The organism is Sphingorhabdus sp. (assembly GCF_044357595.1).
Lineage (GTDB): Bacteria > Pseudomonadota > Alphaproteobacteria > Sphingomonadales > Sphingomonadaceae > Sphingorhabdus_B.
In genome coordinates this window covers 1-22,961 of record NZ_JBIKPH010000023.1, presented here as the reverse complement: position 1 = coordinate 22,961, position 22,961 = coordinate 1, and the positions used below count along the sequence as shown (strand labels likewise).

The following is a 22,961-nucleotide window of genomic DNA, read 5'->3' as shown; positions in this document are numbered from 1 at the left end:
CGATGAAGCATGCCAAGAAGCATTTTGAAAGCTGGGCTAAGGGTGAAAAGCGCAAACCTACCTTTCCGCTTGGCCTGCTCGGGTCAAAAGCTGAGATTGTATATCAACCCAAGGGCGTTGTCGGCGTTGTTGCACCTTGGAACTTCCCTGTTGGTATGGTGATGGTGCCTATGGCTGGTATTCTTGCCGCTGGTAACCGGGCCATGATTAAGCCGTCGGAGTTTACTGAGCGCGTATCGGCCTTGTTTGAAGAGGTCATCCCGAAATATTTTGCTGAAGAGGAAATGGCGGTTTTTACCGGCGATGCTGAAGTGGGCATGGCGTTTTCCAAATTGGCCTTTGACCATATGATCTTTACCGGCGCGACGGGCGTTGGACGGCATATCATGCGCGCAGCCGCGGATAATCTGGTGCCTGTAACGCTCGAACTTGGCGGCAAGTCGCCGACTATCGTTGGTCGCAGCGCAGACAAGAAAAAGGCAGGCGAGCGCATCGCCCTTGGTAAAATGATGAATTCCGGACAGATTTGCCTCGCGCCAGATTACCTGCTGGTAGCCAGCGATCAGGAGCATGATATCATCGAGGCGGTGAAAGCCGGAGTGACCGCGCAATATCCTACATTGCTGCATAACGACGATTACACGTCGGTTGTGAATGGCCGCAATTATGAGCGGCTTCAGAGCTATCTTGATGATGCGCGGGAAAAGGGCGCGGAGTTGATTGAGGTCAATCCCGCTGGCGAAGATTTTGAATCGTCTAATGGTAACAAGATGCCACTGACCATTGTCCGCAACGTCACCGACGAGATGAAGGTGATGCAGGAGGAAATCTTCGGTCCAATCCTGCCCGTGATGACCTATTCATCGATGGACGAAGCGATTGATTATGTGAACGCCCATGACAGACCACTAGGGCTATATTATTTCGGTTCCGACAAAGCCGAGGAAGAGCGCGTACTGACGCGCACCGTCTCTGGCGGCGTTACGATTAACGACGTTGTTTTCCATAATGCGATGGAAGACCTGCCCTTTGGCGGTGTCGGTCCCTCCGGCATGGGCAATTATCATGGCGCCGACGGGTTCAAAACCTTTAGCCATATGCGCGCGGTATACCGCCAAACCGGGGTTGATGTCGCCGGCATCGGCGGGTTCAAGGCCCCTTATGGCAAAGCAACGCTCAAGACGTTGGCAAAAGAGCTGAAGAAATAGGGGAACTGAGGAAATAAGGATGCACTTGCATCAGAGCTGAGGCTCGGTTAGAGGAACCTCCACTTAGACGGGTTCGCCTGTCAAAGATGTGCCCCAGTGGTGGAATGGTAGACGCGCTGGATTCAAAATCCTGTTCTGAAAGGAGTGCCCGTTCGAGTCGGGCCTGGGGCACCACCACAATTTTCTGACATCGATGGCTCTCAGCACTTGCGAGCAAGGAGGCATTGGCGGGCACGTCGCCAATGCTGCTGAATGCGCACCTTTAAAATTTGATCATGATCCGCCGGGTCAGCGCTGGCGACATCGAATAAACCAGCCGAAGCAGCTTCACCATGCCGACATTGGCCTCCTTGGAATTGGCCGCAATGGCGTCAACGATCTCCGCCGCGCAGCCTTGGGCAGACATCTTTTTACCGTTCACGCGGCCACGCGTCATCGCGGTGTCTACCACTGGTGGAAGCGCCTCAATAACGTGGACATTCGTGTCCCGCAAATTGTGGCGGAGTGACTGCGTAAAGCTGCGCAGGCCAGCTTTTGTGGCGCAATAGACCGGCCCGCCGGAGCGCGGGGCAATGGCAAGGCCCGACGTGACGTTAACGACCACTGCTTCAGGGCGTTGCAACAAGCCCGGCAGGAAATGTCCGATCAGATGCAGTGGCGCATTGAGATTAAGAAATATCGCCTGATCAGTCAGCGCCAGATCCAACGGTTCACCGGGACCAAAGTTACCGCTCATCCCCGCATTGTTGATGAGCATATCGATCGGCTGGCCCGATAATGCAGCGGCGAGCGCAGAACAACCATCGGCGGTCGATAGGTCGGCTTGTATCGCCTCAAGGCCTTCCAGACGTGCAGACTCCAGCGGTTCTTCGCGGCGACTGCAAACAATTACCTTAGCGCCTTTGGCCAGCAATTGGCGCGCGATTTCGAGACCAATGCCTTCTGTGCCGCCCGTGACCAATGCAGTCTTGCCGTTGATATCCATGAAGTTCCCCTCTTATAGAGGCTAGATATCTAGCGGTTACGGAGCGACATACCAGACCGAATCGTCACTTTATACCCGACGGCATCAGCACCGATGAACCAATGGTCTTGCGTGCTTCCAAATCGCGATGCGCCTGCGCAGCATCTTCGAGTGCATAACGTTGCCCGATGGTCATCTCGATGATCCCTTGTCTGAACATGTCGAACACATATTCGGCACCTGCCGCACGTTCCGCTGGGTTATGGTAATAATCAAATAAGGTGGGGCGCGAGACATAAAGCGATCCCTTTTGGGCAAGCGTGGCGAGGTTAACCCCGCTTACGGGACCGCTGGCATTGCCATAACTGACGATCAAGCCGCGGCGCACTGTTGCATTAAGTGACGCTTCCCAAGTCTCCAGCCCAACGCCGTCGAAGGAAACCTCAACGCCCTTGCCACCGGTCAATTCGCGCACCTGCCGTGCGACATCTTCCTTGCCGTAAAGGATCACATGGTCTGCACCCGCCGCGCGCGCCAGTGCCGCTTTTTCGTCCGTGCTGACCGTACCAATTACGCGCGCGCCAACATGCTTGAGCCATTGAACAAGTAATAATCCAACGCCGCCAGCGGCGGCATGGACCAAGACGTCCCATTGCGGTTGCACCTTGGCACAGCGTTCGACCAAAAATTCTGTAGTGCATCCTTTCAGCAAACCTGCCGCTGCCACCTCGTGGCTGATATCGTCGGGTACCCTGAACAGGCTATTGGCCGCGATGTTTCGCGCCGTACAATAAGCGCCAATGGTCGGTCCAAAAGTAGCGACTCGGTCGCCTACTTGCCAGTCGCTGACCCCGTCACCAACAGCTTCGATAATACCCGCAGCCTCCATGCCCAATCCGCACGGCTTCGCCATGGGATAAAGCCCGCTGCGATGGTAGGTATCGATAAAGTTGAGGCCTACCGCAAGATTGCGCATCCGCACCTCGCCCGGTGCAGGTTCGGTAAGCTGCACATCGGCCCACTCAATAACCTCTGGTCCGCCGGTGCGTTGAATTTCAGCAAATCTTTCCATCATCCGGCAACTCCTGATTTAAACCACGCAGCTTAACAGACACATAACCTAACCGCCACCTTCGGTCGGTTTGGTGCGCACGGCACCGCGACAGAAGTCTTGGTGGCGTAACGCGAACATCGATTTGTTCATGCTCAGCTTCAGCGCTTTTTTCTTAGCGATGACGCGTTTTATTGCGTGACCTGAAGCTCGGCGATATGGCAGGCTTTGTGAAGACGCCAAGCAATCCAGGCGGACACCAAACAGGCCGCTGCGATCATGAACAAAGTATCGGCGATGCTGACGCCGGCGCTTACCAGTAGGCCGTAAACAATCGCGCCGATCACCATCGCGCCCGAATTCACGATGTTATTGGCGGCAATAGTGCGCGCGGTCTGCGACTTTGCGACCGTGGTGGTCAAAAATGCATATAATGGAACCACAAACATCCCGCCGGCGATAGAGATGCCCAAAAGGTCGACGATTAAACGTTCTCCAGCTCCTAGTTTCAGGAATGTCAGCCAATTCATCAGCTCTGCACCAACCGGTCCCCAATGGCTTACGGTCCACCATAGATCGAGGACAAACAACCCCATCACGATCACCGATGCCGGAGCATATTTTGCCGATACTGCACCCTTTAGTAGGCGGTTGACGGCGATTGAGCCAATGGCGATTCCGATGGAGAAAAACGCCGTGAATAAAGTTGCAACCGTGTTATCGCCACCAAGCGCGTTCTTGACCATGGGTGGAAAAATAGATCCGAATACTGCGCCGATACCCCAGAAAAAGCTGATCGCGATAATTGCCAGGAACAGATGTGGGACATGCATTGTGTCACGTACAAGCTGCCAGCTGCTGCGGACGATGTTCCAATCCATTTTGGCAGTAGGGGCATCGTTTTCCGGCGGAGCGGCTGGCACGGATTGAGCCGTAACTCGCCCTATAACTGCGACAAGGACGATGCAGACGCCCGCAATCTTTCCCGGGATGATCCCGCCTGCAATCGAGCCAGCCAATATGGCAAGGTAGGTCCCAGCCTCCACAAGACCTGTTCCACCTAGCACTTCGTCTTTTTCCAGATGCTGCGGCAAGATTGCGTATTTGATAGGCCCGAAAAAGGTCGAGTGCACACCCATCGCAAACAAAGCGACAAGCATCAGCGGGATATTGTGCAGATAGATACCGGCGGCACCAAAAAGCATGATGAAAATCTCCGCCGTTTTCACCATGCGGATGACCTTTGTCTTTTCAATCGTATCCGCCAATTGCCCTGCTAACGCGGAAAAAAGGAAAAACGGCAGGATGAAGAGTGCCCCAGCAATCGCGTTAAAGCTCGCCTCTTGCGTTGGGTCCGAGTAGATCTCGTAGGTGACCAATATCACCATGGCCATTTTGTAAAAATTGTCGTTGAAGGCGTTTAGAAACTGGGTGACGAAAAGCGGCAAAAATCGGCGCTTATTCATCAAAGACATTGTGGTGGCCATTTTGGTTCCGGTTTCCCATGCGAATGTTGCAAGTGCCTTAGCTGCCCGACTGAAGCATGGCAAAGCGCATTTCGGCAGATGGTAAAATAGCTGCGTGATTTTGCAAAGATATGCCGCTATCGCATGTTTCATGTTTAGCCTGCCCAACATCTTGACGATGTCACGTATCTTCGCCGTGCCGATATTGGTTTTCCTGTTGTGGCCAGGAACAAAGCCATTCGGCGTGCAGCCAGTCCCCCTCGATTATGCGTTCGCCTTCATCTTATACTGCCTGATGGGCATTACCGATTATTTCGACGGCTACCTCGCCCGGGCGCAGGGGACCGTGTCCAAGCTGGGGGTCTTTCTTGATCCAATTGCCGACAAAATCATGGTGGCCGCTGTTATATTGATGCTCGTTTTCACCCGCGATGTTGATGGCTGGCATGTGATTGCTGCGTTAGTCATCCTGCTGCGTGAAATGATAGTATCGGGCCTACGCGAATTCCTTGCTGGATTGCAGATTTCGGTGCCAGTGTCGAAGCTCGCGAAATGGAAGACAACATTTCAGCTCGTGTCGCTTGGTGGCATCATATTGGCAGGATCGTTGCCCGATTGGATATTGCTTAAGCAGGCGGCGCTGGCGTTATTGTGGATTGCAGCGGTGCTGACGATGATTACCGGTTGGGATTATCTGCGCGTCGGCATCAAGCATATGGATTGATCGCATGAAACTGGTTTACTTTGCCAGCGTACGCGAAGCCATCGGGCTATCTTCCGAAGACCGCAATATTCCCTGTGATGCGCGCACTGTTGGCGATTTTGTGATTTGGTTGCGTGGGCAATCCCAAGAACACGCCGTTGCTTTGGATGACCTATCACGTCTGCGTTTTGCCTTGGACCAAAATATGGTCACCGCCGATGCGTTGCTGGGCGATGGGGAAGAGCTTGCGATTTTCCCACCGGTTACCGGCGGATGAAAAAGGTGCGCATCAGTAATACTCCGATTACGACTGAGGCGGAGATCTCGACGCTTGCAGCGATAGGCGGCGGTGCGCTGTCCAGTTTTACAGGCATTGTGCGTGATGATGGCGGGGTAACTGCCATTGAGTTGGAGCATTATCCCGGCATGACCGAGGTGTGCCTCTCGCAGCTGATAGAAGCCGTTACAGCGCGATGGTCGCTGCTCGGCGCCGTCGTCACCCACCGCGTCGGTATTGTTCCTGTGGGGGATCCTGTGGTCGTCGTGGGGGCGGCGTCGTTGCACCGGGCAGAGGCACTTGAGGCCACGGCTTTTCTTATTGATCGCCTAAAGACCGAGGCACCATTTTGGAAGCGTGAACATTACGCCGATGGCACCGCCAAATGGGTGGAAGCCAAATCGAGTGATGACACACGTTCCGAACGTTGGGCCTAGCTTTTAGCCTGCGTGCAAGCCCCGAAGCGCATCCGCCAGCAACTCAAATTCTTCGCGGCGCGGGCTGTTGGTTCGCCACACCAAAGCAATCTCGCGTGACGCATGTTCGGCGTTTAATGGACGGGCTTGGACGTCAGTTCCATTTAGCAAGCCGGCTTTCACAGCCATTTCCGGGATGATCGTCAGGCCAAGGCCATTGTCGACCATTTGCACCAATGTGTGCAATGAAGTACCCAGCATCGTCGCAAAGGCCCGCATTTCGGGCCTGTTACAGGCGGCGAGCGCATGGTCCTTAAGGCAATGGCCATCAACCAACAGCAGCATCCGGCTTTCATCGATCAATTCGGGCGTAATGCTCTCGGGCGGATCGCGCGGGTCGTCCTTGGGAAATGCAACATAAAGACGGTCCTCAAAAAGCGTTGCCTTTTCAACATCGCCGGACGCAAAGGGAAGCGCCAAGAGGACGCAATCGACCTGCCCGTGATGGAGTGCCTCAATTGCAGCAGCGCTGGCTTCTTCGCGCAAGTATAGCTTGAGATCAGGATATTGCTTGCGGAGCGCGGGCAATAATTTCGGCAGCAAAAACGGCGCGATGGTTGGAATGACGCTCATGCGCAGGTCATCAGCCAAGGGCTTACCCGCCGAGCGCGCCATTTCGGCTAGCTCTTCTGCTTCACGCAATATGCGGTGCGCCTTTGCGGCCATTTTGTTACCAAGCGGCGTAAAGCGCACAACGCGGCGTGTGCGTTCGACCAGCATTAAACCAAGCAGAGATTCAAGCTCGCGGATCCCTGCCGAAAGCGTAGACTGGGTCACGAAACACGCCTCTGCGGATTTGCCGAAATGGCCATGCTCTTGCAGCGAGACCAAATATTGCAGCTGCTTCAACGTCGGCAAGTAGGTGCTCATAAATCGGCCTTGTTAATTAATATCAGCTATATAATCGCTTTTGCCGATTTTTACATAGTTATTTATAGCAAAGATACATCCTTCGCTGGAAAAGCTCCCACGAAAGTCTTAACTTGGAACCAATCATCAGGTCCTTCAAAGGACAGCAGGGTCATATATGTTTATTTCTAATCTCATCGATTATCTGGACTCGATCAAAGAGCGAGACCCAGCGCCGCGTTCGCGGTGGGAAATATTGTTGTATCCTGGCGTCTGGGCCGTGGGCTATCATCGCCTGGCGCACTGGTTGTTTCTGGGCCACATGTTTTTCCTGGCGCGACTGGTAAACCATTTCGCCCGTTTCATTACCGGAATCGATATTCACCCCGGCGCGAAAATCGGAAGCAATTTTTTCATCGACCATGGTTTTAGTGTCATCGGCGAAACGGCGGAGATTGGTGACAACGTAACCATGTATCAAAATGTCACGCTTGGCGGCACGAACCCGACAACGGGGATGGGCGGCAAGCGGCATCCAACCATATTGGATAATGTCATCATTGGTTCGGGCGCGCAGATACTTGGACCAATTACGGTAGGCGAACGGGCGCGGATCGGGGCTGCTGCGGTTGTAACCGACGACGTGCCCGCCGGCGCAACAATGATCGGGCAAAAAGCACGTTCGACATTGGTGCAGGCGGAAACCTATGCGCGTGACTTCATGCCCTATGGTACGCCCTGCCGTGAGATGTTTGACCCCGCGACCCAAAGCTTTGAGATCATGCAATGCGAGATTGAGACTTTACGCAAAAAGGTTGCGGAGATGATGGCAGAGCGCGATGCCACCGCCCTTGACGCGCCAGCCAAGCCACGCCGATCCAAAGGAAGTACGGCCAGTTGAGTGCGGTCATCACGCCCTTTCCCGGGGTCAGCCGACATAATCAGGTCGGCTTCGAAAAGAGCGAACTGACACAGATCCTGAACCTTTATGGGCGGATGGTTGCGGCAGGAAACTGGAGGGATTACGCCATTGACCTAGGCCGCGACGCCGCTGTGTTTAGCATGTTCCGGCGCGCTACCGAACGGCCCGAATATCGAATCGAAAAACGACCTGCTTTGCGCAACCGTCAGGGCATGTGGGCCTTGGTTGGCGAGGGTGGCGCAATACTCAAGCGTGGCCATGATCTTGGACCAGTGCTGGCGCCTGTCGAACGCAAGTTGATGAAATTGGTCGACGCATAAAAAAGCCCGGCCAATGACCGGGCTTTTTCGATTGGCTATTGGCGGTACTTAACCGAGCGCTTGCAGCGCCTTCATCACGGCGATCGATTGTTCGCCACCTGACTGGGGAACGGTCTCACCAGTGCGGTCGATGATCTTGTCCCATGCTGCAGCAAAACCTTCTACATTGCGGTCTTCTTGACGCAGGGCGACGCCAGGGGTCATGGTGACATAGGCTGCATGGTATCCGCCGCCGCCCGCACCAATGATCATATTGGTCGGCGCGTCTTCGCTCACCAAATAAAGCGCGGCTGGCACGACATTTTCAGGCGTAAACTGTTCGAAAAGACCTTCTGGGAAGATGTCTTCAGTCATCCGTGTGCCAGCAACCGGCGCCAGTGAATTGGCGCGGACATTATACTTCGCACCTTCAAGATGCAGCGTCTTGGTAAAGCCAGCAAGGCCAAGCTTGGCAGCGCCATAATTGGCTTGTCCAAAGTTTCCGTAGAGCCCAGTCGACGACGTGGTCATCAAGATGCGGCCATAAGCCTGGTCGCGCATTGTGTCCCAAACCGCCTTTGTGCAGTTGGCGGAACCCATGATATGCACCTGAAGCACGAGGTTGAAATCAGGCATATCCATCTTGGCAAAGCTCTTGTCACGCAGGATACCAGCGTTGTTGATCAGTATGTGCACGCCGCCAAAGGCCTCTTTCGCCTTGGCTACCATTTCAACCATCTGCTCATACTCGGTCACGCTACCACCATTGGCCATAGCTTCGCCGCCAGCGGCCTTGATTTCCTCAACTACCTGTGCCGCGGCATCAGATGTGCCTGTACCATCGCGTGCGCCGCCCAGATCGTTCACGACCACTTTTGCGCCGCGCTTGGCGAGTTCAAGTGCGTAGGCCTTACCCAATCCACCGCCTGCACCCGTTACGATTGCAACTTTATCTTTAAAACTGACGGTCATAACCTATCTCCATAATGAACAACGAAAGAAGCTGCGAAATATGGCGGAGCCTTGGCATGACAGCCAACTTGACGCAAGCGTAAAGCAACGCATTCTTGTTGTTAGGAGATGGCTATATACGGGTAAGGGCTGCGGCTAAGATTTTGGCGGACAGCTTGATTTTAGTGCAAGGTATAACAGCGCGAATGTGCCGCAAACAATAATGGACCGCCGAGGGTTTTGGCGCACGTGCCGTTGCTCAACGTAAATGTTAAGACTTATTTAAGGTTTCCGCTAACCTTGTTGAAGCTATTGGAAAGTCTTGTACCTAAGGTGGACATCGTGGTGATCGCAGCGACAGCGATTAATGCCGCAATCAAATCATATTCGATGGCGGTAGCACCTTTTTGGTCTTTGGAAAATGCCCACATCCATTTCATATGCTTGGTCCCATACCGTTTTTCATCTGGTCAGCTTACGAAACCATTCGCTCCGTCCGGTCGGGTAAGCAGGATTATACGTGGATTGCTTACTGCGTTCTGAACAGTAATGGTAAACGTGCGTCGGTTTTCAACAGCGCGTTTTTATACGGCGTCTTGATCCAGCGAATAGCCGGCTGACCTTACAGTGCGGATGATGTCGCTTTCGAAACCTTCATTCAAAGCCTTGCGCAAGCGGCGGATATGAACATCCACGGTGCGGATTTCGATGTCGCTGTCATGACCCCAGACACTATCAAGTAAGCGTTCACGTGAAAACACATGGCCTGGATATTCCAGAAAATGCTTCAGCAAGCGATACTCGGTTGGGCCAAGTGGAACCTGTTTTCCACCCCGCTTTACCTTGTGCGCAACGGTGTCCATTTCGACATCGCCAAACCGCAAAGCTTCGCCCGCAAGTGCCGGCCGCACGCGCCGTAAAACCGCCTTTGCCCGCGCAACGAGTTCACGCGGTGAAAACGGCTTCGTGACATAATCGTCAGCACCGATTTCAAGTCCACGGATTCGGTCATCCTCTTCACCGCGCGCCGTTAACATGATGATTGGCACATTGGCCGTATTGTCGGATTTGCGGAGCTGACGACAAACCTCGATGCCTGACAGATTTTCAAGCATCCAGTCGAGCAATACGAGGTCAGGCGTACGCTCCTTTGCCATCAACAACGCTTCTTCGCCGTCCCCCGTGTGTTGAACGTCAAACTCCTCACGTTCAAAATGCCAGCGAACCAACTCGGCAAGCGCACTGTCGTCTTCTACTAATAGCAATTGCGCTTTGGGCATAAGTCTCTCCGCTTTAAGCGTCGGGTAGGTTTTCACCTGTTTCGGTAAAATAAATCATCTGCGCCACATTGGTTGTGTGATCGCCAATCCGCTCCAGATTCTTGGCTGTGAACAGCAGGTGGGCTACCTCCGTTGCGTTTTCCGGATTTTTGACGACATAGGCTACGAAGTCGACGAACAAATCCTTGTTGAGTTGGTCAACAACTTCATCGCGTACCGTCACCGCGCGGGCCAGATCCACGTCGCGCTTCGCATAGGCGTCCATCGCGGTCCGGATCATCTCAACAACGATTTCACCCATGCGGCCTAATTGCTCCAGGGCAGATGAGGGGATCTTGCCGCTCATTTGTGGAACACGCTTGGCAATATTTTTTGCATAATCGCCAATGCGTTCAATAACTGCCGACATTTTGAGCGCCGCGATTAGTTCGCGCAAATCATCGGCCATCGGCGCGCGCAGGGCGATTGTGCGCACCACGAGCCGTTCTACGTCGGTTTCTAGGGCATCGATAATTTTGTCTTCGGCGCGAATGGTGGCGGCGGCTTCTATGTCATGCTGGCGTAGCGCCTTCATGGCAGCAATGACCGCTGCTTCCGCCCGCGCACCCATTTCGGCAATGAGCCCACGGATTTCGTCCATGTCATCGTCAAACGCGCTGATTGTATGCTTTGTTCCTGTGCTCATGTAGCAATCTTTCTAACCGTAGCGGCCTGTAATATAGTCCTTTGTGCGGTCTTGGCGCGGATTGGTAAAAATTTCGGAAGTTTCGCCAAATTCAATCAAATGGCCCAAATGGAAGAATGCTGTTCGTTGCGACACGCGCGCTGCCTGCTGCATATTATGCGTAACGATGATGATAGCATATTTCCCGCGTAGGTCGTGAATGAGTTCCTCTATTCGAGCGGTCGCGATCGGATCAAGGGCAGAGCAAGGCTCGTCCATCAAGATAACTTCAGGATCAACGGCGATGGCACGCGCAATGCACAAACGTTGTTGCTGACCGCCCGACAGTGCCGTGCCGCTTTCGCTTAAACGGTCTTTCACTTCAGCCCACAAACCCGCCCGTGTAAGAGACTTTTCGACAATTTGGTCCAACTCCGCTTTTCCGCTCGCCAGCCCATGAATCCGCGGGCCATATGCGACATTGTCGTAAATCGACTTTGGGAAGGGGTTCGGTTTCTGAAACACCATGCCAACGCGCGCGCGCAGCTGAACAACATCCATGGCCGAAGCATAAATATCCTGCCCGTCGAGCAGGATTTGGCCCTCCACACGTGCGCCTGCGACCGTATCATTCATGCGGTTCAAGGAACGTAGAAATGTTGACTTTCCACAGCCAGATGGGCCGATAAAGGCAGTCACATTCTCGCGATCAACGTCAATTGAGACGTCGTTGATTGCCTGTTTATCGCCATAAAAAACATTCACGTTGCGCGTGGATATTTTCGAGTTTCCAGGGGTTGCACCCACATTAACATCCTTCATGTTCATAGGTCACCAACGCGTTTCAAAACGGTTGCGAAGATAAATGGCCAGCGCATTCATACCCAATAAGAATATGAGCAAAACAATGATTGCCGCACTCGTTTTTTCGACAAAGCCTTGGTTCACCTCATCCGACCACAAATAAATCTGAACCGGCAAGGCCGTCGCGGCGTCAGAAAAACCTTGAGGCGCGGCAGGAATAAAGGCGCGCATCCCAATCATCAGCAAAGGCGCAGTTTCGCCCAAGGCACGGGCCATACCGATGATGGTTCCCGTCAATATGCCCGGGAGCGCAAGTGGTAGGACATGGTGGAACACGACTTGCACGGGCGAGGCGCCGATACCCAAGGCAGCTTCACGAATAGATGGTGGGACAGATTTTACTGCGTTGCGGCCGGCGATAACGATCACCGGCATCGTCATCAGCGCAAGAGTAAGGCCGCCAACCAAGGCAGAGGATCGGGGCATACCGAACATGGTCAGGAACACGGCCAGACCAAGCAGTCCGAAGATGATTGATGGGACCGCTGCCAGGTTGTTGATCGATACTTCGATTATGTCGGTTAACCGGTTCTTCGATGCATATTCTTCCAAGTAGAGCGCCGATAGCACGCCGATGGGAAATGCGAGCAATAGGGTGATCGCCATTGTCATCAGCGACCCCTTAAATGCCGCCCAGATACCGACAGATGATGGGTCAGTTGCATCAGCACCGGTAAGGAATGTCCAGTTAAAGCCGGTGCGCAGCGCGTCTTTTTGTGAGAGCGCTGCGACGGTTTTTTCTGCTGCTGGTTCGCCGCTGCGCTTGAAGGCGACGTCAAGCCGCGTATCTGCCGGAAGCCATAATGTCTGCTTCGACGTTATGAGATCTGGGTTATCGGCAAGCATCTGCCGAACATTGGCTGCTGCCGCCGATGTCAGCAGGCCGTCTTCAAGGCCTGCATATTGTTGCCCGACGGCAAGCTCAACCTGTCCTGGAATATCCATCGAGTTCAGCGCAGCATCTGCATTTGGACCCATGATCGAAGCTGCGGTCGTACCAGCGGTAAGCGTTGGGAAATCAAACTCCACCGCAACCTCGGTCCGCTGAAAACCGCGCAGACCCTGACCAAGCATCGTGAACAATAAAAAAGCGAGGAATAATGTGGACAAGGCAACGGAGAAGAAGCCCATCGCTTTGAAACGCCGCTCCGCAGCATAGCGACTTGCGATGCGCCTTTGCATCACATTCCCGTTCCAGTCGGTCGGAGTAGGGGCGATAACCACGTTATTCATAAGCTTCCCGATATTTTTTCACGACCCGCAGCGCCACATAATTCAGGAAGAATGTGGTCACGAACAGAGCGAGCCCCAGTGCAAACGCAGCAAGGGTGTGCGGGCTAGCGAAATCCTGATCACCCGTTAAAAGTGCGACAATCTGAACGGTGACGGTAGAAATTGTATCAAAAGGATTAGCGGTAAGATTGGCGGTGTAGCCAGCCGCCATGACGACGATCATGGTCTCGCCAATGGCCCGGCTTACTGCCAACAATACCCCGCCCACAACACCTGGCAATGCGGCTGGTAAAAGCACCTGCTTGATCGTCTCACTTTTTGTCGCGCCCATGGCGAGACTGCCGTCGCGCATTGCGTTGGGGACAGCGGCAATGCTGTCGTCGGACATGGAAGATACCAAAGGAATGATCATGACGCCCATGACAATCCCCGCTGCCAAAGCATTATCCGATGCTGCGTTGCTGACGCCGAGCATGACCGCAAAGTCACGAATGGCTGGGGCTACGGTTAAGGCTGCGAAATATCCATATACCACCGTAGGAACGCCGGCGAGGATTTCGAGAATGGGCTTCATCCATTTGCGGACGTTTGCAGATGCATATTGCGTGAGGAAAATGGCGCTCATCAACCCCAACGGAATGGCGACTATCATCGCGATAATCGCGCCGATAAAAATCGTGCCCCAGAATAAGGGGATGGCTCCATAGCCATTATAGGCACCCGGCGTAACTGTCGATTTCGGATTCCAGTCGGTTCCAAACAGGAATTCAAACGGCGAAACCATCGAGAAGAAGCGCCAGGATTCAAAGATTAACGATGCGAAAATGCCGAGCGTCGTAAGGATTGCAATCAGTGATGCAACCAGCAAACCGAACATGACGACGCGTTCTACTTTGCCGCGTGCGCGGAAATCTGGCTTGATGCGTGTAAAGGCAAAAGCGCCACCTGCAAATAGCAGGGAGAGCGTCGCAGCAACGCCAATCCATTGGTAATAAGACAGTGCGTTTCTGTACAAGGAAACAAGCTTTTCGCTCCCTTCCTGAAACGCGGTGGTCTGAAACCCTTGTGCGATAGCCCGCGCTTCCGACAGGATGGCAGCACGCGCGAAAGTATCTTGCGGTAGGTCTGCAGCAGCAGGCGCTGACAGCACCATGTTGGTAACCAGTGACGGTGAAATCGACTGCCAGACGAACATAAAGGCAAGAGCCGGGGCGATCGCACAAATCGCGACAAACCAACCGTGATAATAGGGCAGGCTGTTTACGGTGCCACGTGGGCCACCCTTTGCGCTGCGCACAAATGCGGCAGCGCGCGCATGACCCGACATCCAACCGACAAGGCCGAGACCAAGGACGAGGAAGAGCAATGCCGTTCCAGTCATAAACTTAACCATGCCCTCCTGGACCGAATAATCCACTAGCCGTCATAAAACCCAAAAAACAGCGTGGGCCTGGATCAAACGGAGATTCGATCCAGCCCCATAGACGCCATCATTGTTGCAGATTTATTTCAAATCAGTGCCTGTCATGACGGTGAGGCTGTTTGCAGCTTCGGTTGCGGCCTTATAGTCTGCATCGCCGGATGCAATCATTCCCAATTTTGTCAGATATCCGCCGACAACACCACCCTTGAGGAATTCAAGCACGAAATCCTTAATGCCCGGGATTTTGTCGATGTGCGCCTTTTTCACATAGATGAACATCTTGCGCGCGCCAGGGTAGCTACCATCCGAGATCGTTGCGATCGTTGGGCTTACGCCATTCATCTGAATGCCGTGCACCTTGGATGCATTTTCTTCCATATAACTATAACCGAAAATGCCGATCATATCAGGGTTGGAGGACAGCTTCTGTACGATCAGGTTATCGTTTTCGCCCTGTTCCTTGAATGCGCCATCGCTGCGCACTTCGGTGCAGATTACTTTATATTTGTCTTCGTTAGTTTCTTTCAAAGCCTTCATCGCTGCGTCGGTCTTGCAACCGGCTTCCATGATCAATTCATGAAAGGAATCGCGCGTGCCCGATGTCGTGGGCGGGCCATAGGCCGAAATCGGCAGTTTTGGCAGCGCAGGGTTGACGTCGGACCACAGCTTTGCGGTCTGCGGCTTCCCAAACGGATTGGCGGCAAGCGCTTTATACACGTCGGCTGTTGTAAGCGCGAACTTGGCGCCTTGGTTCGATTCTGCCAGCGCAAGGCCGTCAATCCCGACCTGAATTTCTATGATGTCCTTAACGCCATTTTTCTGGCAATTTTCAAATTCGCTTTTTTTCATACGACGCGATGCGTTGGCGATGTCCGGGCTTTCTGCGCCGACACCTTTGCAGAATTGTTCAATGCCGCCGCCGGTTCCGTTGGATTCAAGAACAGGCGATTTGCGCGACGCATCTGCTTTTGCAAATGCTTCGGAAGCGGCCTTTGCAAAAGGAAATACAGTAGAGGATCCGACGATGCGGATTTCCTGACGCGACCCGCCGGCGGCTCCACCAGTGCTGGCTTGGTCATTACATGCCGAAAGCGCGAGCGCGCTTATGGCTATGAGCGAAATTTTCTTCATCATATTGCAGTCCTCGTAATGGATTTTTGCGTTTCGAACTATATTTGAGGCAGCATATAGGCCGACCCCATGGATGATACATGACTCTTGTATTACGATAATGTTACGATCAACTGTGCGCAACGGGTAACAAAATCGACACTGTAGTTCCCTTGCCCAATATGCTGCGAATTTCCAGATGCCCGCGGTGGCGGTCGACAATATGTTTGACCAGACTTAGGCCAAGTCCAGTTCCCCCTACCAACCGACTCCGTCCTGAATCGACGCGATAGAACCGCTCCGTTAGACGCGGCAAATGTTCTGGCGCGATACCGTCGCCGACATCCGTTACAGTGAAATGAATCATCGCACCCGATTTGGAAGGCGTTAGGGAGACCGAGACCGGCGTTCCCGCGTAGCCGTACTTCATCGAATTGTTCAGTATGTTACTCGCCAATTGGCGCAACTGCCCCGCATCCCCCATGACTGGAGGCAAATCAGAGGTGACATCGACTGCGATATCCGCGCCGCGATCCTTTTGGCTGTTACGCAGATGGTCAACAGTTTCTATGATGATGCTTGCGAAGTCGACGGGCGTTTGGGGTGGATCATATTTCTCGGCCTCAATCCGGCTAAGCGACATTAGGTCGCGCACCAGCGCCTGCATCCGGTTGGTTTCCGTGGCCATGATACCCAAAAATCGACTGCGCGTTGCCGCATCGTCACCTGCGGCCGGGTCATCCAGCGTTTCGATAAAGCCCTTGATCGCAGCCAATGGGGTCAGTAGTTCGTGGCTGGCATTGGCTACAAAATCGACGCGCATTTTTTCAGCCGCCTGCGTCCCGCTGCGATCAGCGAGAAACACGATTTTTTGAGAGGGCCCCATCGTATGAATGCGCATATCCCATAGCTGGTTCTTCTGGCCGATTCCGGCCAACCGGATCGGGTGTCCGCTATGATTTGCATTAGGATCCGATAACCGTTCAATGGCCCCGGCATGTCGAAAGGCCATACGCACATTCTGACCGACGATATTGCCGCCCAAGAGACGCAGTGCAACTTGGTTGGCGGCCGTGACCCGCGCGTTTTCGACCAACAATATAGCATCAGCGGAGGCATCAATGAACGATTGCAACTGCGGGTGCGAGCTAAGCGCCGGCATCTGCTGCGTATTGTCAGCAGAGGCGTTTAGGACGTCTGAGGGCATATCATCATGATCATCGGGGTTCGCCGCAACAAACAATGCGATGAGCATCGAGACAAAAACAACGAGGATGCGTTCTGCCGGACCACCCATTTGGCCAGCAAAGACAGCTCCGACAAATGCAAAAGCAAAAGCAATAAGAATGCGAGGAGATAACCAACTGTTCACTGTTTCTGCCTGCTTCAATTCCGCCCGAGATGCCGAAAACCTGTTTTAGGCATTCCTAGCTTGGTTGCCCCGCATATAGACTCAGCTTTGACATGCAAGCAACGCCAATGGAATAATGCGGCCTTCCACGGCGGATCTGCATGGGGACGAGGCACATAAACGCAGCTTCCTCTAGGCCATTGCGTGCACTAATTCGATCCCAATTGTCTAAGGCATCCCAAAAGCTCGTCAAAATGGTCAATAATTGCGTCTGCCCCCATGTCCTCAACCGGACCATGCAAAAAACCATAGCTGACCGCCACGCTTGGCACGCTGGCATTCTTCGCCGCCATGACATCATAGATTGAGTCACCGACATAAGCAGCGCGTCCGCCGCCACAGCGCTTAATCATTTCAAAGATTGGTGCGCCGGACGGCTTGGCATTTTCTTTACCCAAAGTATCCGCGCCCAAAATGCATCCCATGCGGTGGGCGAGGTTCAGGTCAGTAAGCAACTTGACCGCAAGGCTTTCAAATTTGTTGGTCACGACGGCGTAACGCACACCCATATTGTCGAGCGCATCCAACAACGCCAGCGCGCCGTCAAACGGACGGCTGTGTTCCGAGACGTTCGCTTCGTAGTAAGCAAGCATCTGGCGATACAGCGGTTTGAAATCATTATCGGGGATGCCGCCGGTTGCCTCAAGCCCCTGTTGCAGCATCAACTTTGCCCCGCCGCCAATATGCTGCTTTACGGTATCGGCGGCGAGCAGGGGTCTACCAACGCTGCCCAGCACATGGTTGACTGCAGCCGTTAAATCGCCGCTGGTGTCGACCAAGGTGCCATCGAGGTCAAAGCCGATGATGTCGAAAGGAAAATCCAAATCCAAACTCCCCAATAATCTGGTTGTGTCGAGCGAAAGCGGGACACTAAAATTGCATGTGTTTTCCATCCTGTCTCGACCGGGATCAACACGAACGGGAATAATTACAATGCTCTTGGCTGCAAGTTCTGGAAACCGCAACAATTTGCTGGCATGGAGATGCTCATGACCGAATTAGCCGCCATCATCCTCGCCGCGGGCAAAGGCACGCGCATGAAATCCGACCTACACAAGGTGCTGCACCCCATCGCTTGCCGGCCAATGCTGATGCACCTGATGGCTTCGGTCGATGCCTTGCGCCCGACCAAGAAGGTTGTGGTTGTCGGCAGCGGCAAGGAGCAACTGGAGGCCGCTCTGGCGGGCTCAGCAGAGCTTGCACTGCAAGAACCGCAATTTGGTACTGGGCATGCCGTACAGCAGGCACAGGGGGCTCTGGAGGGCTTTGTAGGCGATATCCTCATTCTCTATGGCGACGTCCCTTTCGTGCCGACAGCAATAATGCAGGCGATGGTCGCGCGGCTTAACGCGCCTGATGCGCCGGCGGTGGTCGTGTTGGCTTTCGAACCAGAAGATCCAACGGGCTATGGCCGCGTAATTGTCGAGGATGGCCGCATCATTAAGATGGTCGAGCAAAAGGACGCAACCGAGGAGGAAAAAGCGGTGAAACTGTCCAATTCCGGCCTGATGGCGGTCAAAGCGCGCGACCTGTTCCCGCTTCTGAATCGCGTCACCGACGACAATGCGCAGAAGGAGTATTATCTCACCGATATCGTCAACATAGCTAGCGAAGACGGTGGGATTTGCGTGGCTATCACAACCGAACCCTTCAACGTGGCGGGCATCAATAGTCGGGCGCAATTGGCGGAGATGGAACAGGCTTGGCAGCAGCGCCGCCGGGTGCAGGCAATGGATGATGGCGCAACTTTAATTGCGCCGGAAACGGTCTGGTTTGCGTGGGATACGCAGCTTGGCCGCGATGTCCTGATTGAACCTAATGTCTTTTTTGGCCCCGGCGTCGGCATATCCGACAATGTAAAAATCCGCGCAAACAGCCATATTGAAGGCGCGATAATTGGCAGTGGATGCGAAATCGGCCCCTTTGCGCGGCTGCGGCCCGGAACCGTGTTGGAAGAAAAAGCCAAGATCGGCAATTTCGTCGAAACCAAGAAAGCGCATCTGGGTAAAGGCGCGAAAGCGAACCATCTCACCTATCTGGGCGATGCAACCATAGGTGCCGGCGCTAACATCGGCGCTGGCACCATCACCTGCAATTATGACGGCTATTTCAAATATCAGACCGTGATCGGCGAAGGTGCCTTCATCGGCAGCAATTCAGCCTTGATCGCACCTGTGAAGGTTGGCCGCGATGCGATTGTGGCGGCAGGCAGCGCGGTATCCCGCGACGTAGCCGACGGCGAACTCCGCATGGTCCGCGCCGAACAATTGGTAAAGCCCGGCTGGGCGGACCGCTTTCATGACGCAATGCGGAAGAAGAAGGCCGACAAAAAGGCCCTCGATCAGGATTGACATGATATCATGATATGATATCACAATATCATCATGAGTAGATTCCTTGTAGATGTTCCTGTGGACGATGTTCGCAAGCTCGATGAAATCGCCAAGCGCGAGGGTAAGTCGCGCGCTGCTGTGTTGCGCGAGGCAGTGTCCAATTATCTCGAAGAAAGTCGTAAGGAAGGTTTCGAAAAATATTTCGGCCTTTGGGAACGGCATGGTTCAACTGTAGATGGTCTCGAATACGAACGCGAGTTACGCGCCGAGTGGCCCGACATTGGCGAAATTGCGCCTCTCAAAAAGAAACGCAGCGCGGCGTGAGTGAGCGCTTTTTCGATACCAATATCGTGATCGACATGCTGCACAATCGGCCAGCGGCATGGACGGAGGTGCGCAATGTCACTCGAGCATGGATTAGCCGGATGACGTGGATAGAGGTTATGTCGGGCGTTCCCGATAATGCAGCGACCGAAACGGAACAGTTTTTGCGCCTCTTTGCAATGAGTGAAATCGACGAGGAAATTGCACGGCGCGCCGCTGCGTTGCGGCACCAGCGCAAGTCATTAAAATCACCGGACGCCGTGATCCTTGCCTCGGCGCAGGTGTCAGGGCGCATACTCGTTACACGAAATACGAAGGATTTTCCGCCCGAGATGCCGGGTATTAGGGTCCCCTACAAAGCAGATTGGGAAACAAAATAAATGTGTGGCATTATTGGAATTGTTGGCAAATCACCTGTGTCGGACCGGCTGGTCGATGGACTGAAGCGGATGGAGTATCGGGGCTATGACAGTGCCGGTGTCTGCACCGTGTTTGACGGCCAACTCGTCCGCCGCCGCGCGGAGGGCAAGTTGGCCAATCTCGTCAACGTGCTCAAGACCGATGACGCTGGTGGTTATATAGGCATCGCACATACCCGTTGGGCCACACATGGCGTGCCAACCACAAGCAACGCGCATCCGCATGCGACGGGCGAAGTGGCCTTGGTCCACAATGGCATTATCGAGAATTTCAAGCAGCTCCGCGACGAATTGACGGCGCGCGGGCGGACGTTCGAAAGCGAAACCGATACCGAAGTTGTGGCGCATCTGGTGTCTGAGCAGGTCGAGGCTGGCCATTCGCCCGCCGATGCGGTGAAGGCTGTGCTTCCGCGTTTGCGCGGAGCCTTTGCGCTGGCGATTGCGTTTCGCCAATTTCCCGATTTCCTGATTGGCGCGCGGCTCGGCAGCCCGCTGGTCGTCGGCTATGGCGATGGCGAAACCTATTTGGGTTCGGACGCACTTGCCCTTGCGCCACTGACGCAAAAAATCGCTTATCTGGAGGAAGGTGACTGGGTGATTGTCGCACGCGACGGCGCACAAATTTTCGACAAGAGCAACCATCCGGTAGAACGCGAAGTCACCACCTCGGGTGTGTCCGCCGCGCAAATCGAAAAGGGCAATTACCGCCATTACATGCAGAAAGAGATTTTTGAGCAGCCCACTGTGGTCGCGCAAACGCTCTCTAGCTACATTCGCCCATTGGAACAGACAGTTGCCTTGCCGCAGATGGATTTCGACTTGGCGGGCGTAAAGCGCATCACGATAGTTGCCTGCGGAACCAGCTATTATGCCGGCATGGTCGCAAAATACTGGTTCGAAACCTTCGCCCGCGTGCCCGTCGATATCGATGTCGCTTCGGAATTCCGTTATCGCGCCCCCGTGTTGGAGGAAGGCGGCCTTGCGCTGTTCATATCCCAATCGGGCGAGACCGCCGATACGCTGGCGGCCTTGCGCCACTGCAAGGAAAATGGCCAGACTATCGCGGTTGTCGTCAACGTGCCGACATCGAGCATGGCGCGCGAAGCGGACCTTTTGCTGCCCACGCATGCCGGCCCCGAAATCGGTGTTGCGTCGACCAAAGCGTTTACCTGCCAACTTGCGGTTCTCGCCGCGCTGTCAGCACATCTGGCGCTCGTTAAAGGCAAGTTGAGCGCCGAGGAAGAGCGCGCAATCGTCCGGCATCTTATTGAGGCGCCAGCCGCGCTCAATGCCGCTTTGGCGCATGATGATGACATTGCCGCTATAGCACACTTGATCGCGCCCGCGCGCGACGTGCTCTATCTTGGTCGTGGCCCGGACTATCCGCTGGCGATGGAAGGCGCGTTGAAGCTGAAGGAAATCAGCTACATTCACGCCGAGGGCTATGCCTCAGGCGAAATGAAGCATGGACCAATCGCTTTGATCGACGAAGCGGTGCCCGTCATCGTTCTCGCGCCAAGTGGACCGTTGTTCGAAAAAACCGTTAGCAACATGCAAGAAGTTATGGCGCGGGGCGGCAAGGTTGTGTTGATTTCCGACGCTGAAGGGATTGCCGAAGCAGGCGAAGGCTGCCTCGCCACCATCGAAATGCCGACCGTCCATCCGCTTATTGCGCCCCTGGTCTATGCCGTGCCCGTCCAGTTGCTTGCTTATCATGTGGCGTGCGCCAAGGGCACGGATGTTGACCAACCCCGCAATCTTGCAAAGTCCGTTACAGTGGAGTGATTTTGCACGAAAGACGTTGAAATATTTGGGGTAATTTGTCGTCCGTTGGGTCGCCTTGAGGTCAGATCAGGTTCGACAAAAGTATCTGCCATCGCTGCCGCCGCGTGAGGCGCAGCGAGACAGGTCCACACCGGGTCAAAAAATGGATTTTATGAAACGCACGGCTCTTGTGATTGGGTTGCCCCGGTTCGCGGGGGTGGTGTCTGTCTCCAGCGAGGCACCGATACCGTCGTACATCTCGGATTTGATCACCTGAAGCAACTCTTCGGGGCCTAAATCCAACTCCCGACAGATTGATAGCGTGAAACCCAGTACATATGTTCGGCCCGGAATTCTGCCGAACTGGCCTGCTTCGATATACTCAATAAATCGTACCGAAATAGCAGTCCTCGCGGACAACTTAGCAACCGACATTTTATGTCTTTTTCTGGCAGTCTGAAGGCGTTGCCCGACGGCCAGCAAGGCAACGGTTGCTTCCTTTAGTTCTATATCTGCCACTAGGTTCGCTCCCACATCCCGGAGTCGTGGCGGGTGAATATAAAGCAGGGTGTTTTACAACAATCCAATTTGCCCAATTTGGGCATCGATATTCAGTTGCTCCGGATCCACCAATAGCGCAATTAGACTGGTATTTTTTCCATATAAGTTCGGAGATTGCAGATTTTTGATACCAGAAAGTCCCTCAACTCCAGTGTATAGTCAGCAGCGTCCGTTTGGGCTGGTAGCGCGTATCCGCCCTTAACTTTATTTAGAAAACCTCTATTTACTAGGTCTTCGAGTTTTCGTCGCGTTGTTTCTCGCCGCATGCCGAGCCTTCGACAGACGAACTGAACGCTGACCGGGAATCGGAACTCATCTGGGATTGCCTGAACTTCAGTCCCATAGGTTTTGAGCAGATAACCATCATGTCGGATTTCCCGAGTGCTTTCCGTTGCAACTACGCAAATAA

At 54.0% G+C, this 22,961-nt stretch carries 26 protein-coding genes and 1 tRNA gene; 11 read left to right on the top strand and 16 right to left on the bottom strand.

Annotated features, from left to right (window positions below):
- Both ACIQ2T_RS04500 and ACIQ2T_RS04495 read left to right on the top strand, forming a co-directional pair.
- Nucleotides 1-1,208 (top strand): coniferyl aldehyde dehydrogenase (locus ACIQ2T_RS04500; protein WP_397589769.1); only part of this gene is annotated, 1,208 nt, incomplete at its 5' end.
- Between the two features lie 90 nt (nucleotides 1,209-1,298).
- A tRNA-Leu gene (locus tag ACIQ2T_RS04495) sits at nucleotides 1,299-1,382 on the top strand.
- A gap of 88 nt (nucleotides 1,383-1,470) precedes the next feature.
- Here the strand turns inward: ACIQ2T_RS04495 and ACIQ2T_RS04490 are convergent.
- The 3 genes from ACIQ2T_RS04490 to ACIQ2T_RS04480 all read right to left on the bottom strand — a co-directional run bounded on the left by ACIQ2T_RS04490 (nucleotide 1,471) and on the right by ACIQ2T_RS04480 (nucleotide 4,710).
- Entirely contained in the window at nucleotides 1,471-2,193 is a 723-nt protein-coding gene (locus ACIQ2T_RS04490; RefSeq protein ID WP_397589768.1) for an SDR family oxidoreductase, read from the bottom strand.
- Nucleotides 2,194-2,257: 64 nt separating this feature from the next.
- Nucleotides 2,258-3,244, bottom strand: coding sequence for a quinone oxidoreductase family protein (locus tag ACIQ2T_RS04485; protein WP_397589772.1), 987 nt, complete (start codon nucleotides 3,242-3,244; stop codon nucleotides 2,258-2,260).
- 170 nt (nucleotides 3,245-3,414) lie between these two features.
- Nucleotides 3,415-4,710, bottom strand: a complete 1,296-nt coding sequence (locus tag ACIQ2T_RS04480; protein WP_397589771.1) for an MFS transporter — start codon at nucleotides 4,708-4,710, stop codon at nucleotides 3,415-3,417.
- Between the two features lie 130 nt (nucleotides 4,711-4,840).
- Here ACIQ2T_RS04480 and pgsA point away from each other — a divergent pair, with 130 nt between their 5' ends.
- The 3 genes from pgsA to ACIQ2T_RS04465 are packed head-to-tail and all read left to right on the top strand — an operon-like array spanning nucleotide 4,841 to nucleotide 6,106.
- On the top strand, nucleotides 4,841-5,413 hold the full coding sequence (gene pgsA, locus ACIQ2T_RS04475; protein ID WP_300036593.1) for a CDP-diacylglycerol--glycerol-3-phosphate 3-phosphatidyltransferase: 573 nt from the start codon (nucleotides 4,841-4,843) through the stop codon (nucleotides 5,411-5,413).
- A gap of 4 nt (nucleotides 5,414-5,417) precedes the next feature.
- Nucleotides 5,418-5,669 (top strand): molybdopterin converting factor subunit 1, encoded by a 252-nt coding sequence (gene moaD / locus ACIQ2T_RS04470; protein WP_397589767.1) that lies wholly within the window; start codon nucleotides 5,418-5,420, stop codon nucleotides 5,667-5,669.
- Nucleotides 5,666-6,106: a molybdenum cofactor biosynthesis protein MoaE gene (locus ACIQ2T_RS04465; RefSeq protein WP_397589766.1), complete on the top strand. Its 441-nt coding sequence runs from the start codon at nucleotides 5,666-5,668 to the stop codon at nucleotides 6,104-6,106. Before moaD ends, ACIQ2T_RS04465 begins: the two co-directional genes overlap by 4 nt.
- A gap of 3 nt (nucleotides 6,107-6,109) precedes the next feature.
- On the opposite strand, the gene ACIQ2T_RS04460 is transcribed toward ACIQ2T_RS04465, so the two are convergent.
- The gene (locus tag ACIQ2T_RS04460; protein WP_397589765.1) at nucleotides 6,110-7,015 is read right to left on the bottom strand and encodes a hydrogen peroxide-inducible genes activator; all 906 of its coding nucleotides are present in this window, start codon (nucleotides 7,013-7,015) and stop codon (nucleotides 6,110-6,112) included.
- A gap of 157 nt (nucleotides 7,016-7,172) precedes the next feature.
- Here ACIQ2T_RS04460 and epsC point away from each other — a divergent pair, with 157 nt between their 5' ends.
- Nucleotides 7,173-7,895, top strand: coding sequence for a serine O-acetyltransferase EpsC (epsC, locus tag ACIQ2T_RS04455; protein ID WP_397589764.1), 723 nt, complete (start codon nucleotides 7,173-7,175; stop codon nucleotides 7,893-7,895).
- On the top strand, nucleotides 7,892-8,236 hold the full coding sequence (locus tag ACIQ2T_RS04450; protein WP_315470450.1) for a DUF2794 domain-containing protein: 345 nt from the start codon (nucleotides 7,892-7,894) through the stop codon (nucleotides 8,234-8,236). The genes epsC and ACIQ2T_RS04450 overlap by 4 nt, the downstream gene beginning before the upstream one ends.
- Nucleotides 8,237-8,284: 48 nt before the next feature.
- Here the strand turns inward: ACIQ2T_RS04450 and ACIQ2T_RS04445 are convergent, their stop codons facing one another.
- The 10 genes from ACIQ2T_RS04445 to ACIQ2T_RS04400 all read right to left on the bottom strand — a co-directional run bounded on the left by ACIQ2T_RS04445 (nucleotide 8,285) and on the right by ACIQ2T_RS04400 (nucleotide 17,975).
- The gene (locus tag ACIQ2T_RS04445) at nucleotides 8,285-9,187 is read right to left on the bottom strand and encodes an SDR family oxidoreductase (RefSeq protein ID WP_397589763.1); all 903 of its coding nucleotides are present in this window, start codon (nucleotides 9,185-9,187) and stop codon (nucleotides 8,285-8,287) included.
- A gap of 257 nt (nucleotides 9,188-9,444) precedes the next feature.
- Complete coding sequence (locus tag ACIQ2T_RS04440; RefSeq protein WP_397589762.1) at nucleotides 9,445-9,606, bottom strand: Flp family type IVb pilin; 162 nt, start codon at nucleotides 9,604-9,606, stop codon at nucleotides 9,445-9,447.
- A 144-nt stretch (nucleotides 9,607-9,750) separates the two neighbouring features.
- On the bottom strand, nucleotides 9,751-10,446 hold the full coding sequence (phoB, locus tag ACIQ2T_RS04435; RefSeq protein WP_306061940.1) for a phosphate regulon transcriptional regulator PhoB: 696 nt from the start codon (nucleotides 10,444-10,446) through the stop codon (nucleotides 9,751-9,753).
- Between the two features lie 13 nt (nucleotides 10,447-10,459).
- The gene (gene phoU / locus ACIQ2T_RS04430) at nucleotides 10,460-11,131 is read right to left on the bottom strand and encodes a phosphate signaling complex protein PhoU (protein WP_397589761.1); all 672 of its coding nucleotides are present in this window, start codon (nucleotides 11,129-11,131) and stop codon (nucleotides 10,460-10,462) included.
- A 12-nt stretch (nucleotides 11,132-11,143) separates the two neighbouring features.
- Nucleotides 11,144-11,917, bottom strand: coding sequence for a phosphate ABC transporter ATP-binding protein PstB (pstB, locus tag ACIQ2T_RS04425; protein WP_397589760.1), 774 nt, complete (start codon nucleotides 11,915-11,917; stop codon nucleotides 11,144-11,146).
- Nucleotides 11,918-11,941: 24 nt separating this feature from the next.
- Nucleotides 11,942-13,207, bottom strand: a complete 1,266-nt coding sequence (gene pstA / locus ACIQ2T_RS04420) for a phosphate ABC transporter permease PstA (RefSeq protein WP_397589759.1) — start codon at nucleotides 13,205-13,207, stop codon at nucleotides 11,942-11,944.
- Complete coding sequence (gene pstC / locus ACIQ2T_RS04415; RefSeq protein WP_397589770.1) at nucleotides 13,200-14,588, bottom strand: phosphate ABC transporter permease subunit PstC; 1,389 nt, start codon at nucleotides 14,586-14,588, stop codon at nucleotides 13,200-13,202. The genes pstA and pstC overlap by 8 nt, the downstream gene beginning before the upstream one ends.
- Nucleotides 14,589-14,711: 123 nt before the next feature.
- Nucleotides 14,712-15,764, bottom strand: a complete 1,053-nt coding sequence (locus tag ACIQ2T_RS04410; RefSeq protein WP_397589758.1) for a substrate-binding domain-containing protein — start codon at nucleotides 15,762-15,764, stop codon at nucleotides 14,712-14,714.
- Nucleotides 15,765-15,870: 106 nt separating this feature from the next.
- The gene (locus ACIQ2T_RS04405) at nucleotides 15,871-17,112 is read right to left on the bottom strand and encodes an ATP-binding protein (protein WP_397589757.1); all 1,242 of its coding nucleotides are present in this window, start codon (nucleotides 17,110-17,112) and stop codon (nucleotides 15,871-15,873) included.
- A gap of 188 nt (nucleotides 17,113-17,300) precedes the next feature.
- Nucleotides 17,301-17,975, bottom strand: coding sequence for an HAD hydrolase-like protein (locus tag ACIQ2T_RS04400; RefSeq protein ID WP_397589756.1), 675 nt, complete (start codon nucleotides 17,973-17,975; stop codon nucleotides 17,301-17,303).
- A 165-nt stretch (nucleotides 17,976-18,140) separates the two neighbouring features.
- On the opposite strand from ACIQ2T_RS04400, the gene glmU reads away from it, so the two are divergent.
- From glmU to glmS, 4 genes are read left to right on the top strand one after another with little or no spacing between them, the layout of a single operon-like run.
- On the top strand, nucleotides 18,141-19,502 hold the full coding sequence (gene glmU / locus ACIQ2T_RS04395) for a bifunctional UDP-N-acetylglucosamine diphosphorylase/glucosamine-1-phosphate N-acetyltransferase GlmU (RefSeq protein ID WP_397589755.1): 1,362 nt from the start codon (nucleotides 18,141-18,143) through the stop codon (nucleotides 19,500-19,502).
- Between the two features lie 33 nt (nucleotides 19,503-19,535).
- Nucleotides 19,536-19,808, top strand: coding sequence for a ribbon-helix-helix protein, CopG family (locus tag ACIQ2T_RS04390; protein ID WP_315470441.1), 273 nt, complete (start codon nucleotides 19,536-19,538; stop codon nucleotides 19,806-19,808).
- On the top strand, nucleotides 19,805-20,188 hold the full coding sequence (locus ACIQ2T_RS04385) for a type II toxin-antitoxin system VapC family toxin (RefSeq protein ID WP_315470440.1): 384 nt from the start codon (nucleotides 19,805-19,807) through the stop codon (nucleotides 20,186-20,188). Before ACIQ2T_RS04390 ends, ACIQ2T_RS04385 begins: the two co-directional genes overlap by 4 nt.
- Nucleotides 20,189-22,012, top strand: a complete 1,824-nt coding sequence (gene glmS / locus ACIQ2T_RS04380) for a glutamine--fructose-6-phosphate transaminase (isomerizing) (RefSeq protein ID WP_397589754.1) — start codon at nucleotides 20,189-20,191, stop codon at nucleotides 22,010-22,012. It abuts the gene before it with no gap.
- 135 nt (nucleotides 22,013-22,147) lie between these two features.
- Here glmS and ACIQ2T_RS04375 read toward each other — a convergent pair whose 3' ends face one another.
- Together ACIQ2T_RS04375 and ACIQ2T_RS04370 are read right to left on the bottom strand one after the other, a co-directional pair.
- The gene (locus tag ACIQ2T_RS04375; protein ID WP_397589753.1) at nucleotides 22,148-22,510 is read right to left on the bottom strand and encodes a helix-turn-helix domain-containing protein; all 363 of its coding nucleotides are present in this window, start codon (nucleotides 22,508-22,510) and stop codon (nucleotides 22,148-22,150) included.
- A 122-nt stretch (nucleotides 22,511-22,632) separates the two neighbouring features.
- On the bottom strand, nucleotides 22,633-22,961 hold a 329-nt coding region (locus ACIQ2T_RS04370), incomplete at its 5' end, for a hypothetical protein (protein WP_397589752.1).

Bases quoted from the DNA above. Each gene is read 5' to 3' on its own strand.
- ACIQ2T_RS04410 (WP_397589758.1), bottom strand. From the start codon at position 15,764: ATGATGAAGAAAATTTCGCTCATAGCCATAAGCGCGCTCGCGCTTTCG.
- glmU (WP_397589755.1), top strand. From the start codon at position 18,141: ATGACCGAATTAGCCGCCATCATCCTCGCCGCGGGCAAAGGCACGCGC.
- ACIQ2T_RS04390 (WP_315470441.1), top strand. From the start codon at position 19,536: ATGAGTAGATTCCTTGTAGATGTTCCTGTGGACGATGTTCGCAAGCTC.
- ACIQ2T_RS04490 (WP_397589768.1), bottom strand. From the start codon at position 2,193: ATGGATATCAACGGCAAGACTGCATTGGTCACGGGCGGCACAGAAGGC.
- pgsA (WP_300036593.1), top strand. From the start codon at position 4,841: ATGTTTAGCCTGCCCAACATCTTGACGATGTCACGTATCTTCGCCGTG.
- ACIQ2T_RS04480 (WP_397589771.1), bottom strand. From the start codon at position 4,710: ATGGCCACCACAATGTCTTTGATGAATAAGCGCCGATTTTTGCCGCTT.
- phoU (WP_397589761.1), bottom strand. From the start codon at position 11,131: ATGAGCACAGGAACAAAGCATACAATCAGCGCGTTTGACGATGACATG.
- phoB (WP_306061940.1), bottom strand. From the start codon at position 10,446: ATGCCCAAAGCGCAATTGCTATTAGTAGAAGACGACAGTGCGCTTGCC.
- ACIQ2T_RS04440 (WP_397589762.1), bottom strand. From the start codon at position 9,606: ATGAAATGGATGTGGGCATTTTCCAAAGACCAAAAAGGTGCTACCGCC.
- epsC (WP_397589764.1), top strand. From the start codon at position 7,173: ATGTTTATTTCTAATCTCATCGATTATCTGGACTCGATCAAAGAGCGA.
- glmS (WP_397589754.1), top strand. From the start codon at position 20,189: ATGTGTGGCATTATTGGAATTGTTGGCAAATCACCTGTGTCGGACCGG.
- pstC (WP_397589770.1), bottom strand. From the start codon at position 14,588: ATGACTGGAACGGCATTGCTCTTCCTCGTCCTTGGTCTCGGCCTTGTC.
- ACIQ2T_RS04460 (WP_397589765.1), bottom strand. From the start codon at position 7,015: ATGAGCACCTACTTGCCGACGTTGAAGCAGCTGCAATATTTGGTCTCG.
- ACIQ2T_RS04465 (WP_397589766.1), top strand. From the start codon at position 5,666: ATGAAAAAGGTGCGCATCAGTAATACTCCGATTACGACTGAGGCGGAG.
- ACIQ2T_RS04485 (WP_397589772.1), bottom strand. From the start codon at position 3,244: ATGGAAAGATTTGCTGAAATTCAACGCACCGGCGGACCAGAGGTTATT.
- moaD (WP_397589767.1), top strand. From the start codon at position 5,418: ATGAAACTGGTTTACTTTGCCAGCGTACGCGAAGCCATCGGGCTATCT.
- ACIQ2T_RS04445 (WP_397589763.1), bottom strand. From the start codon at position 9,187: ATGACCGTCAGTTTTAAAGATAAAGTTGCAATCGTAACGGGTGCAGGC.
- pstA (WP_397589759.1), bottom strand. From the start codon at position 13,207: ATGAATAACGTGGTTATCGCCCCTACTCCGACCGACTGGAACGGGAAT.